Origin of the sequence: Sphingomonas sp. (assembly GCF_035490575.1) — a bacterium.
Lineage (GTDB): Bacteria > Pseudomonadota > Alphaproteobacteria > Sphingomonadales > Sphingomonadaceae > Sphingomonas.
This window is the reverse complement of record NZ_DATJLI010000118.1, coordinates 16,779-29,374: the sequence shown is the minus strand read 5'-3', so window position 1 is coordinate 29,374 and position 12,596 is coordinate 16,779. Positions and strand designations below refer to the sequence as shown.

Below are 12,596 nucleotides of genomic sequence, written 5' to 3'. Positions count from 1 at the left end.
AATCCGATCCCGGCCCGCTGATGTTCATCGAGCCCATGACGGGACGGGTTTTGTCCTCCTGATGCGCCAGCGCCATCACCTCGCGCGCGACTTCGGCGCCGCGACCGCCATATTGCTCGCCCACCTCGTTGCCGATGCTCCACATGATGACCGACGGGTGGTTGAAGTCGCGGCGCATCATCGCGCGCAGGTCCGGCTCGCGCCAGTCCTTGAAGATCAGATGCGTGTCGAACGGCGTCTTGCGCCGTTCCCACACGTCGAACACCTCGTCCATCACCAGAAAGCCCATGCGGTCGGTCATGTCGAGCAGTTCGGGTGCGGGTGGGTTGTGCGCCATGCGGAGGGCGTTGACACCCATGTCGGCCAGGATATCGAGCTGGCGCTTCGCCGCGCGGTCGTTCCACGCCGCGCCCAGCGCGCCCAGGTCGTGATGCTGGTTGACGCCGTTCAGCATCACATGTTCGCCATTGACGATCACGCCGCGCGCCGGATCGAATTCCAGCGAGCGCACGCCGAAGCGCGTTTCATAGGTGTCGACGACACGCCCGCCTTGTCGCAGCGTGGTGACGGCGACATAGCGGTTGGGCGTCTGGTTGGGCGGCGGACCCCACAGGCGCGGCTTGGCGATGGTGGTCGAGCCGTTGACGCTGGCCTTGCCGTCGGCCGCCACCGCGATCGTGGCCGGGGCAATCCGCGCGACGGCGTTGCCAAGGCGGCGATCGTTGCCGTCGATCGCGAAAATCTCGGTCTCGGCAACGACATTTGCCGCCGCCTTGCCGAGATTCTCGACCGTCAGCGCCAGGTCGACCTGCGCGGAGTCCTTCGACACATTGGGTGTCGTGACCTTGGTGCCCCAATGCGCGACATGAACCGGGTCCGTGGTGGTCAGCCAGACGTTGCGATAAATGCCGCCGCCGGGATACCAGCGCGACGATTCCATCGGGTTGTCGAGGCGGATGGCCAGCTGGTTCTTGCCGCCCGGCACGATATGCGGCGTCAGGTCGAGCCGCCAGGAATTATAGCCATAGGGCCAGCCGCCGACGAGTTTTCCGTTCAGCCACACCGTGGCATAGGACATGGCCCCGTCGACATCGAGGAACACCGACTTTCCCCGGTCGGACGCGGGAATGTCCAGCATCTTGCGATACCAGCCGATACCCCAGCTGGGCAGGCGGCCCATCCCGCCATAGGGGCCATCCTGAATGAACGGCCCGGCAATCGCCCAGTCGTGCGGCAGCGTCACCGATTGCCAGCCGCTGTCGTCGAAACCGGCCGCGACATAGGGCACATCGCCGCCGGGATTGCCCGCCGGGCGCGCGTGCCGCTTTGCCGGGTCGCGGATCAGGTCATTGGCGCTGGGCAGGATATAGGGGCGAAGCACGCCCTTGCGGACGGTGGTGTCCGACCCTTCCATCGCCCCGGCGTCGAAATCGGCGCCATCGGGCCGCAGCTTGAGTTCGGGCAGCACTTCATAGCGCAGATCGGCGGTGACGCCCGTTGGATCACGCTTCTGAAACTTCCATCCGTCGTTGATCGATACGCGGGCGCGCTGTGCATGAGCAGGGGAAATGACGGCGACGCCGGCAATCAGCGCGGCGGTGCCGACCGAGCGTGCGTCGATCGCGAGTGCGACGGGGTAAAGCGCCCTGGCGGTGCGCCAACCATATTGCAGTCGACCGAGCATCACATTCTCCCCCATGATTGTCAGACCATTATTGACGATGTGCCGAAGGTTCGCAACCAAATTGGTCGGACATTATGTGATTGCAGCGCCCATCGTCGCAAAAGTCATCTTTTCAACACCGGACATGGCATGATAGATTTACTCTGACAAAATATCCGGAGAGCGATTTCGATGACCAGCCCCTGTTGCCCGCCTGCTTCGCGTCGGACGTTCCTGACCACGGTCGGGGTCGGCGGGCTGCTTGCCGGATCGCTCGGCGCCGCATCGCCGGTTCATGCCATGTCGCGGCAGGCACAGGCCGCGCCGGGCGGGGCGGCGACGCGCCCGCGATTGCAGCCGTTCGACCTCGCCGACGTGACCTTGCTTGAAAGCCCGTTCCTGCACGCACAGCGCAGGACCGAGGCCTATCTGATGGCGCTCGAACCCGACCGGATGCTGCACAATTTCCGCGTCAATGCCGGGCTGAAGCCCAAGGCGGCGGTTTATGGCGGCTGGGAATCGGAGCCGACCTGGGCCGAGATCAATTGTCATGGCCACACGCTGGGCCATTATCTGTCGGGTTGCGCGCTTGCGTGGCGCTCGACCAAGAATGCCGAATACAAGCGGCGCATCGACTATATCGCCGACGAACTGGCGGCATGTCAGGACGCGGCGGACAGCGGTCTTGTCTGTGCCTTTCCCGACGGCCCGCGCCTGCTGGCGGCGCATCTGCGCGGCGAAAAGATCACCGGCGTGCCATGGTATACGCTGCACAAGGTCTATGCCGGGCTGCGCGACGGCGCGGTGCTGGCCGACAGCGCGAAATGCCGCGCGGTGCTGCTGCGCTTCGCCGACTGGGCGGTGGTCGCAACGCGCCCGCTGGACGATGCCGCGTTTGAGACGATGCTGGAAACAGAACATGGCGGCATGAGCGAAGTGCTGGTCGACCTGCACGATATGACCGGTAATGCCGATTATCTCCGCCTCGCCGAACGCTTCGCGCAAAAGGCGGTGCTGGCGCCGCTGGTGCGCGAGCGCGATCATCTGGACGGGATGCACGCCAACACGCAACTGCCCAAGATCATCGGTTATCAGCGTGTATGGGAAGCGACGGGCAAGCCCGAATATCGCGATGCGTCGGAGTTTTTCTGGCGCACCGTTGCGCTGACCCGGTCGTTCGCGACCGGCGGGCATGGCGAGAACGAGCATTTCTTCGCAATGGCGGATTTCCGCGACAAGGTGTTTTCGGCCAAGGGGTCCGAAACCTGCTGCCAGCACAATATGCTCAAGCTGACGCGGGCGTTGTTCCTGCACGATCCGCAGGCGGCCTATGCCGATTATTACGAGCGGACGCTGTATAACGGCATCCTGGCGTCGCAGGATCCCGACAGCGGCATGGCGACCTATTTCCAGGGCGCGCGGCCGGGTTACATGAAGCTGTATCACACGCCCGAGGACTCGTTCTGGTGCTGCACCGGCACCGGCATGGAGAACCACGTCAAATATCGCGATTCGATCTATTTCCGCGATGACGACGCGCTTTACGTCAATCTTTTCGTGCCGTCGTCGGTGCGCTGGACCGACAAGGATGCGGTGGTGACGCAGGAGACGCGTTTTCCGGATGCGCCGGTCACGCAACTGCGCTGGGCGTCGCGACGGCCGACGGCGGCGACGCTCAAGCTGCGCCATCCGCACTGGAGCGAGCAGGCGGTCGTGCTGGTCAACGGGGCCGAAATGATGCGATCGAGCGTGCCGGGCCGCTATCTGGACGTGGCGCGTATGTGGCGGGACGGCGACCGGGTGGAACTGCGCCTGACCATGGCGGTTGCGGCCGAAAGCGCGCCCGCCGCGCCTGATATCGTCGCGTTCACTTATGGTCCGCTGGTGCTGGCCGGGGCGCTGGGGCGGGCGGGGCTGACGCCCGGTTCGGACGTCATCATCAACGAACGAAAATATGGCGAGTATAACAACACGCCCATCGACGTGCCGGTTCTGGCGGGTGAGCCGGAGGCACTGGTGGCCGCAATTCGACCAGGCGCGCGGCCGTTGGAGTTCACCGTTCCATCCAGCTCGGGCGAGCCGGTCCGGCTGATCCCTTATCACCGGATCGCGCATGAGCGGTACGCGACATATTGGCAGCTTGCCCCGTCGGCGCGTGCCTGACGCAATGCGGGATTTGCTTGCAACCTGAACCGCCTCTCGGCGATTGGACTGGTTGACCGGCCAAAGCCGGCAATCCGCAGGAACAAGTCCAACGACCAGAAAAGAGAGGAGGAACAGATGTCCATATTCCTGTCACTCGCGGCGTTCGCGCTGGGCGAGGCAATCGAGCATCGCGTGACGGTGGCGCATCGCGGGGCAGACGTTGCCGCGACCTATCGTGCGCGGGTCGCGCTCGATACGCGCACGCGTGGCGCGCATCTGCCCAACCGGCCTTCGCGCCAGATCTGCCGCTGGACGGCGGCGATCACCGTTGAGCGTGCGCTGGACGGGGCCGCCGCGTCGTCGCGTCCGGTCGCGTCCGATCGGTCGCTGTCGGGGACGCATCCCGGCGCATGCGACACCGCGCGTCCCGCGATCGAGGCCGAAGTGGCGCGGCGCACGCCGGCCGTTCGCGACCGGCTGATCGCCGCGGCAGAGGCCGACCGCGCGACCCTGCTTGCCGAACTCGACGCGTTGCGCCCGAATGGTTGAGTTGCGCTGGTTTGCCGCCGCCGCGCTTGGCATGATCGCCAGCGAGGCGGCGGCACAGGATCTGTGGCGCCCGACCGGATCGGTCGAGGCGACCACCGATCATCGCCGTCGCGGCCTGAGCTGGAGCGACGGCGATCCGGCGCTCGACGCCATCGTGTCGGTGCCGGTCGCGGGGTTGCGTGTCGACGCGCGTGCCACGACGACGCGCGGCGCGATCCGCCACGACGGCGCTGACGCGGTGTTTGACGGGTCGATCAGCTATACGCTGCCCCTTTCCAGCGGCCTTAGTCTGACGGGCGGGGCGACCGGGCATTTCTTTGCCGGGGCACGCGGGGATGCCGATTATGCCGAAATCGACGCAATGCTGGGCTATGCGCTCGGGCCGTTGCAGCTTGATCTGGGTGCCAGCTATGCCCCGGCGCAGGATGCCATCGGCGGCGACAATCTGTATGTTCAGGCGCGCGCCGGGGCGGGGCTGCCGGGCACAGGCATCGACATATCGGCGCATGTCGGGCGGACATCGGGTTCTACCGATGACCAGGTGCGGGCCGCGCGGCTGCGACCCGGTGGGGACAGCTATGTCGACTGGGGCGTGCGCGTCGAGCGGCGCTTTGGGCCGCTGGCGCTGGGGCTGCGTTATTCGGGGACCGATATCGATACCGATGCGGTCGCCACATCGCCGCTGGCCGACCTGGACGATGCAGGCGACCGGCTAACGGCGCACGCGGTCATCTTCTTCTGACCGAAAAGGGGCGGCGCGTCCCGCGACGCGCCGCCCGTCATTGTCACTCGGCCTTGGCCGCTTCCGACTTTCTGCCGCCCTTGCGCTTCGCCTTTTTGGGCGGGGCGGGCACGATCTCGAACGACAGCGCATTGTCCTTGAGCTTGACCGAAACCTCGCCACCATGGACCAGCTTGCCGAACAACAGTTCCTCGGCCAGCGGCTGCTTGATCTTTTCCTGGATCAAACGGCCCATCGGGCGCGCGCCATACAGCTTGTCGTAGCCGCGTTCGGTCAGCCAGCTCTTGGCCTCATCATCCAGCCGGATATGCACGCCGCGATCGGCGAGTTGCAGCTCCAGTTGCAGGATGAACTTGTCGACCACGCGCGCGACGACGGCGGGCGGAAGGTAGCCGAACGGCACGATCGCATCGAGGCGGTTGCGGAACTCCGGCGTGAAGAGCTTCTTCACCGCTTCTTCCTGCACATCCTCCCGCGCGATTTCGCCAAAGCCGATCGATTCACGCGCCATGTCCGATGCACCGGCATTGGTGGTCATGATGAGGATGGTGTTGCGGAAATCGACGGTCTTGCCGTGGTGGTCCGTCAGCTTGCCGTTGTCCATCACCTGCAACAGGATGTTGAACAGGTCGGGATGCGCCTTCTCGATCTCGTCCAGCAGCAGCACGCTGTGCGGGTTCTGATCGACCGCATCGGTCAACAGGCCGCCCTGGTCATAGCCGACATAGCCCGGCGGCGCGCCGATCAGCCGGCTGACCGAATGGCGTTCCATATATTCGGACATGTCGAACCGCTGGAGCGGGATGCCCAGGATTTCGGCCAGCTGGCGCGCGACTTCGGTCTTGCCGACGCCGGTGGGGCCGCTGAACAGGTAATTGCCGATCGGCTTGTCAGGATCGCGAAGTCCAGCGCGGCTCAGCTTGATCGCCGACGACAGCACGCCGATCGCGTCGTCCTGTCCGAACACCACGCGCTTCAGGTCGGTTTCAAGATTGGCCAGCACACGCGTGTCGTCGGTCGAAACCGTCTTTGGCGGGATGCGGGCCATGGTCGCGATGACCAGTTCGATCTCCTTGGGGGTGATGATCTTTTTCCGCTTCGACGGCGGCACCAGCATCTGCATCGCGCCCACTTCGTCGATCACGTCGATCGCCTTGTCGGGCAGTTTACGGTCGTTGATGTAGCGCGCCGACAGTTCGACCGCCGACTTGATCGAATCGGGGGTGTATTTGACCGAATGATGCTCCTCGAACGCCGAGCGAAGGCCGGAGAGGATCTTGATCGTATCCTCGACCGTCGGTTCGTTGACGTCGATCTTCTGGAACCGGCGCAGCAGCGCGCGGTCCTTTTCGAAATGATTGCGAAACTCCTTGTAGGTGGTCGATCCGATGCAACGGATCGTGCCGCCCGACAGCGCCGGTTTCAGCAGGTTGGATGCATCCATCGCCCCGCCGCTGGTCGCGCCCGCGCCGATGACAGTGTGAATCTCATCGATGAACAGCACCGCGTGGGGCAGCTTTTCCAGCTCGTTCACGACCTGCTTCAGCCGTTCCTCGAAATCGCCGCGATAACGCGTGCCGGCGAGCAGCGCGCCCATGTCGAGCGAATAGATGACCGCGGGCAGCAGCACCTCTGGCACGTCGCCCTCGACAATCTTGCGCGCCAGCCCCTCGGCGATGGCGGTTTTGCCGACGCCGGGATCGCCGACATAAAGCGGGTTGTTCTTGGACCGGCGGCACAGGATCTGGACCGTGCGGTCGACCTCTGGTCCGCGCCCGATCAGCGGGTCGACCTTGCCCGACTTGGCCTTTTCATTCAGGTCGACGCAGAACTGCTTGAGCGCGCTTTCGCCCTTCTGGTTCTTGTCGCCGGGCTTGGCCGGTGCCTTTCCCTCCTCGGCGCCCTTCACGTCGCGCGGTTCGGCGGGCGATGCGCCCTTGCCGACGCCGTGGCTGATATAGCTGACGGCATCCAGGCGGCTCATATCCTGCTGCTGCAGGAAATAAACGGCATAGCTTTCACGTTCGCTGAACAGCGCCACCAGCACATTGGCGCCGGTCACTTCGTCGCGGCCCGACGACTGAACATGCAGGATCGCGCGCTGGACCACGCGCTGGAACCCGCTGGTCGGCGACGGATCGGTCACGGCCTCCACCTTCAGCGCCTCAAGCTCAGTGTCGAGATAATGGGCGACGGTGGTTTTCAGTTCGCCGAGATCGACGCCGCACGCGCTCATCACTTTCGAGGCATGTTCGTCATCGATCAGCGCCAGCAGCAGATGTTCCAGCGTCGCATATTCATGGCGACGCGCGGATGCGGCCTCCAGCGCCTTGTGCAGCGTGGATTCGAGTGCGGATGCAAAGGACGGCATTTGGGAAACTACTCCGGTGGGGCCGCTTGGGGACTCGCGACCCGTAAGGGCAATGTCGGGACTGAACACGCCGCGCGCAAGTGACCTTGGCAAGCGCCCGGCCGAACCCGCGACTGACGGGCGCGCCACCGCCCGATCGTCATCGGCGAAACAGCGCCTCGGCGCTGGCGCGGTGCGTGCCGGCCCGTTCCATGTGCATACGCACGCGCGTCACCTCGACCTCCAGCGCGTCGATCCGCGCCTGCAACTCGGCGACCGACAGCGGGTCCAGGTCCTGCTGTCTCAATCGGGTGAGCAGGTCGCCCTGCTGACGCGGTAGATTGTCGTCGGCCTCCATGACGTCAAACGTTGACCGCCGCTGCCGGGATGTCAATAAGCGCCCGGTTTACCACGATCTGAATGGGCGGGGCGGTCGATGGATATTCCGGTGACGATGCGTGCAATTGATCCGGCAAGCGCGGGCGGGCCGGACGTGCTCGAACCGGTCGAACGGCCGGTGCCGCGGCCGGAAGAGGGTGAAGTGCTGATCCGCGTCGCCGCCGCGGGGGTCAACCGGCCCGATGTGCTCCAGCGCCAGGGCGGTTATCCGCCGCCACCGGGCGCGCCGTCGATCCCCGGCCTGGAAGTGGCGGGCACCGTCGTCGCCGTGGGCGAAGGCGTGGTGGATGTGATGCTGGGCCAGCCGGTTTGTGCGCTGGTCGCCGGCGGCGGCTATGCCGAATATTGCGTTGCGCCCGCCGGGCAATGCCTGCCGGTGCCCGAATGCCTGTCGATGGTGCAGGCCGCCGCGATGCCTGAAACGCTGTTCACCGTGTGGACCAACCTGTTCGAGCGCGGTTTCGCGGGCGATGGCGACACCGTGCTGGTGCATGGCGGGACCAGCGGCATCGGCACGATGGCGATCGCGCTGGGCAACCTGTTCGGCCTGACGGTTATCGTGACGGCGGGCAGCGACGCCAAATGCAAGGCCGCGCTCGATCTGGGCGCCGCTCACGCGATCAACTACCGCGAGCAGGATTTTGTCGAGGTCGTGCGCGACCTGACCGGCGGGCGGGGGGTTCAGGTCGTGCTCGACATGGTCGGCGGCGATTACCTGCCGCGCAACCTGAAATGCCTGGGCGAGGACGGGCGCCATGTCTCGATCGCGGTGCAGCGCGGGACCGAGGCGACGATTCCGATCTTCGACATCATGCGCCGCCGCCTGACGCTGACCGGCTCGACATTGCGCCCGCGCGACGCGCAGTTCAAATCGATGGTCGCCGATGAACTGGCGCACCATGTCTGGCCGCATGTCGAGCAGGGGCTGCTGGCGCCGGTGATCGACGCGTGCTTTCCGCTGGCCGCGGCGGCCGACGGGCATCGCCGGATGGAGGCCGGCGATCATGTCGGCAAGATCGTGCTGACGATCGACTGAGACGGATATGACAATGGCGTAACGCACGCGCCGAATCATTGTAACAAAGTTCCGGCATGTGTCGGCCAGCCAAGGGCTTGCCGGGGAAAATGCCATGGGCACTGTCACGCAGCTTCCGTTCGACGTTCTTTCCGATATCGCCGCGACGCGGCCCCATGTGCCCGAGCGCGAAGGGGTCGAACGCCGCCGGTATCGCACCGTGTGGATCAGCGACGTGCATCTGGGCACGCGGGGCTGCAACGCGGAAATGCTGATCGACTTCCTCGACCATGTCGACAGCGAAACCATGTATCTGGTCGGCGATATCTTTGACGGCTGGCAGCTCAAGAAGAAGTTCTACTGGCCCTCGACGCACAACGACATCGTGTGGCGCATCCTGAAACGCGCCAAGCGTGGCACCGACATCATCTATATTCCCGGCAATCATGACGAAATGTTCCGCCAGTTCACCGGGCTGAATTTTGGCGGGGTCAAGATCAAGCGACAGGCGATCCACACCACCGCCGATGGCCGCCGCCTGCTGGTGCTGCATGGTGACGAGTTCGACGCGATCACGCTGTCGCATCGCTGGCTGGCCCATGCGGGGGACGCGGCCTACCACCTGATGATGCTGCTCAACCGCTGGGTCAACGGATGGCGCCGGGCGATGAACCTGCCCTATTGGTCGCTCAGCAAATACGCCAAGCACAAGGTCAAGAACGCCGTCGAGTTCATTTCCAAGTTCGAGGAGATCGTCGCGCACGAAGCCGCGCTGCGCGGCGTCGACGGCGTCATTGCCGGTCATATTCACACCGCCGACTATCGCAAGATCGAGGCAATCGACTATTATAACGATGGCGACTGGGTGGAGGGCTGCACCGCGCTGGTCGAACATGAGGATGGCCGCATGGAAATCCTGCATTGGGGTGACGAGATGAAGGCACGCGAGGCGCTGGAAAGCGCCGCGGTGGCGCGCGTGGCCGCCTGATCGCCGCCGCGCCTTTTCCAGCGATGCGGATCGCGATCGTCACCGACGCCTGGGCGCCGCAGGTCAACGGCGTCGTCCGCACGCTCAAATCGGTCCGCGACGTGCTGGAGCGGCAGGGACATATCGTGCGGGTCATCTCACCCGATCTGTTTTATTCGCTGCCATGCCCGACCTATCCCGAGATTCGGCTGGCGATGGTGCGAACCGCGACGGTAGGCCAGTTGATCGAGGATTTCGCGCCCGACGCGGTGCATCTGGCCACCGAAGGCCCGGTGTGCGTCGCGGCGCGACGCTGGTGCCTGCGACAGGGCTATCCCTTTACCACCGCCTATCACACGCAGTTTCCCGATTATGTCTCCGCCCGGTCGGGCGTCCCGGCCGAATGGATATGGCGCTACATCCGCTGGTTTCACGCGCCCGCGCGCACCGTGCTGGCATCGACCCCGTCGATCCGCCGGACACTGGGTGAACATGGCCTGGGCCGGGTCAGCCATTGGGGGCGCGGGGTCGACCTGACGCGCTTTCACCCCGGCGTCGTGCGGCATCCCGAAATGGCGGGGCTTGCCGGGCCGGTCCAGCTTTATGTCGGGCGCGTCGCGGTCGAAAAGAATCTGGAGGCGTTTCTTCGAACGTCCCGACCGGGCACGAAGGTCGTGGTCGGCGACGGTCCGGCGCGGGCGCAACTGGAAGCCGCCTACCCCGATGTCTGCTTCATGGGCGCGCGCTTCGGCGACGAACTGGCGCAATGCTATCGCGCGGCCGATGTGTTCGTCTTTCCCAGTCGCACCGACACGTTCGGACTGGTGATGATCGAGGCGCTGGCGTGCGGGACGCCGGTCGCGGCCTATCCGGTGACGGGTCCGATCGACGTGCTGACCGAACAGGTGGGGGCGATGGACGAGGATCTGGACACCGCCATCGCGCTGGCGTTGACGCGTGACCGGGTGGCCTGTGCCGTTTATGGCCGCGGTTTCACCTGGGAAGCGAGCGCGGCGCAATTCCTGGGGGCGCTGGTGCCCATCCACCGCAACGCCGTGGCGGCCTGAACCGCGGCGGCTTGCCCTTTGCCGGCCGCTGCATTAAGTCGGGCATGTTCAGCGGTCACCCCGGAAGGGGTGGCCCTTATTGTTTCAAAGCCGATCAGGTTTTCGGAGATCGACACCGTGGCTCAGCCGCTCATGCCGCACGCGACCGCCTCCTGGCTGGTCGACAATACCGCGCTCTCGTTCGAGCAGATCGCCGATTTCTGCGGTCTTCACATTCTTGAGGTTCAGGCCATCGCCGACGATACGGCGGCGGCCAAGCTGACCGGTCGCGATCCGGTTCGCGCGCACGAACTGACGATGGAGGAAATCGAAAAGGGTCAGCAGGACCCCGATTACCGCCTACGCATCCTGAAGGGGCCGGATCAGGTTCGCCGGACCAAGGGGCCGCGTTATACGCCGGTCAGCAAGCGTCAGGACAAGCCCGACGGCATCGCATGGATCATCCGCAACCATCCCGAAGTGTCGGACGGCGCGATTTCCAAGCTGATCGGCACGACGCGCACGACCATCGCGGCGATCCGCGACCGCACGCACTGGAACATCGGCAACATCACGCCCAAGGACCCCGTGACGCTGGGCCTGTGTTCACAGCGTGAACTCGACGCGCTGGTATCCAAGGCCGCCAAGGCCGCGGGGATCGAGGAAGTGCAGGACACCCGGCTGGAGGGGGACCGCGAGGCGTTGCTCGAACAACTGCGGGCGGAGCGCGAGGCCGCTTCGCGCGCGGGCGAGGAAAGCGAAGAGCGTCCGCTGTTCGAGGATCCGTTCCGCCGTTGATTTCGACAATGCGTGGCGTGCCGCGCGTTGCCAGCATCGTCGCCGCACCGTAAAGGGCTGGTCATGGGTCTGAACATCTTCACTTGGTGGAATGGCGCCACCATCGGCACGCTGGCGGGGCTGCGCGGCAAGACGCGCGTCGGCGCCGACGATCAGGGCAATGTCTATTGGCAGGGCGGCAAGGATACGGCCGGTCGCCCGCGCCGCTGGGTCATTTACAAAGCGTCGAATGATGCCAGCGGCGTGCCGCCGGAGTGGTTCAGCTGGCTGCATCACCAGATCGACGACGTTCCCGACCGTGCCCTGCCGCCGCACCGCGTCTGGCAACAGCCGGCAATGCCGAACATGACCGGCACGGCACTGGCCTATCGCCCGCCCGGCACGTTGGAAAAGGGCGGTGAGCGCATCCGTGCGACCGGCGACTACGAGGCGTGGTCGCCCGAGGCGTGAGCCCCCGAGCCAAGTGGATCGGCGCGATCGCGCTGGCGGTGCTGATCGCGCTGGGCGGCTGGTTCGGTTTCGCTGCATGGCGTGACGGCCGTCCCCCTGCGCCCGGCAGTGCGCCGCTGCCCAACGCCACGCTGCCATCTTCCCAAGACCCATCGGCTCCGCCGTCCGCTGCTGGCGATGTGGTGGCCGTCGCTGAAAGCGCGACCGTCGTGACCCGGGGCGTGACGCCAATGGCCGAGCGTGTCGCGGTGCTGGGCCTGCTCAACAAGCGCAATGGCGAAAGCCGGGACCTGACGCTCAAGCCCGGACAGGCAGTGCGGGCGGGCAATGTCGTCGTGCGGCTGCGTGCGTGCGAGCGGACCGGCCCGTGGGAGCCGGAGCAATATACCGGCGCCTTTGTCCAGGTCGACGCACAGGGTTTCGATCGTCGCTGGCGCCGCGCCTTTTCCGGCTGGCTCTACAAGGAGCGGCC

The 12,596-nt window shown here is 65.4% G+C and carries 11 protein-coding genes and 1 pseudogene; 9 read left to right on the top strand and 3 right to left on the bottom strand.

Features of this window, described 5'->3' with window-relative positions; genetic code table 11:
* Positions 1–1,684 (bottom strand): glycoside hydrolase family 2 TIM barrel-domain containing protein (locus VL973_RS08980; protein WP_325283682.1); only part of this gene is annotated, 1,684 nt, incomplete at its 3' end.
* 171 nt (positions 1,685–1,855) lie between these two features.
* Between VL973_RS08980 and VL973_RS08975 the strand changes: the two genes are divergently transcribed.
* The 3 genes from VL973_RS08975 (at position 1,856) to VL973_RS08965 (ending at position 5,099) form a co-directional block, all read left to right on the top strand.
* Positions 1,856–3,826: a glycoside hydrolase family 127 protein gene (locus tag VL973_RS08975; protein WP_325283681.1), complete on the top strand. Its 1,971-nt coding sequence runs from the start codon at positions 1,856–1,858 to the stop codon at positions 3,824–3,826.
* A 117-nt stretch (positions 3,827–3,943) separates the two neighbouring features.
* Positions 3,944–4,357, top strand: a complete 414-nt coding sequence (locus VL973_RS08970; RefSeq protein ID WP_325283680.1) for a hypothetical protein — start codon at positions 3,944–3,946, stop codon at positions 4,355–4,357.
* Positions 4,350–5,099, top strand: a complete 750-nt coding sequence (locus VL973_RS08965; protein WP_325283679.1) for a TorF family putative porin — start codon at positions 4,350–4,352, stop codon at positions 5,097–5,099. The genes VL973_RS08970 and VL973_RS08965 overlap by 8 nt, the downstream gene beginning before the upstream one ends.
* A gap of 43 nt (positions 5,100–5,142) precedes the next feature.
* Here VL973_RS08965 and clpA read toward each other — a convergent pair whose 3' ends face one another.
* Positions 5,143–7,470 (bottom strand): ATP-dependent Clp protease ATP-binding subunit ClpA, encoded by a 2,328-nt coding sequence (clpA, locus tag VL973_RS08960; protein WP_325283678.1) that lies wholly within the window; start codon positions 7,468–7,470, stop codon positions 5,143–5,145.
* Between the two features lie 139 nt (positions 7,471–7,609).
* The gene (locus tag VL973_RS08955; protein ID WP_325283677.1) at positions 7,610–7,807 is read right to left on the bottom strand and encodes a DUF1192 domain-containing protein; all 198 of its coding nucleotides are present in this window, start codon (positions 7,805–7,807) and stop codon (positions 7,610–7,612) included.
* Between the two features lie 96 nt (positions 7,808–7,903).
* Between VL973_RS08955 and VL973_RS08950 the strand changes: the two genes are divergently transcribed.
* The 6 genes and pseudogenes from VL973_RS08950 to VL973_RS08925 all read left to right on the top strand — a co-directional run.
* On the top strand, positions 7,904–8,884 hold the full coding sequence (locus tag VL973_RS08950; protein ID WP_325283683.1) for an NAD(P)H-quinone oxidoreductase: 981 nt from the start codon (positions 7,904–7,906) through the stop codon (positions 8,882–8,884).
* A gap of 94 nt (positions 8,885–8,978) precedes the next feature.
* Positions 8,979–9,851, top strand: coding sequence for a UDP-2,3-diacylglucosamine diphosphatase (locus tag VL973_RS08945; RefSeq protein WP_325283676.1), 873 nt, complete (start codon positions 8,979–8,981; stop codon positions 9,849–9,851).
* Between the two features lie 23 nt (positions 9,852–9,874).
* Complete coding sequence (locus VL973_RS08940; RefSeq protein WP_325283675.1) at positions 9,875–10,897, top strand: glycosyltransferase family 4 protein; 1,023 nt, start codon at positions 9,875–9,877, stop codon at positions 10,895–10,897.
* Positions 10,898–11,014: 117 nt separating this feature from the next.
* Positions 11,015–11,674 carry a DUF1013 domain-containing protein gene (locus VL973_RS08935; RefSeq protein ID WP_325283674.1) on the top strand — a complete coding sequence of 220 codons (660 nt, stop codon included), beginning with the start codon at positions 11,015–11,017 and terminating at the stop codon, positions 11,672–11,674.
* Positions 11,675–11,737: 63 nt separating this feature from the next.
* Positions 11,738–12,124, top strand: a complete 387-nt coding sequence (locus VL973_RS08930) for an NADH:ubiquinone oxidoreductase subunit NDUFA12 (RefSeq protein WP_325283673.1) — start codon at positions 11,738–11,740, stop codon at positions 12,122–12,124.
* 230 nt (positions 12,125–12,354) lie between these two features.
* Positions 12,355–12,588 (top strand): annotated as a pseudogene (locus tag VL973_RS08925) (DUF2155 domain-containing protein); the annotation flags it as partial.
* Positions 12,589–12,596: the final 8 nt, after the last annotated feature.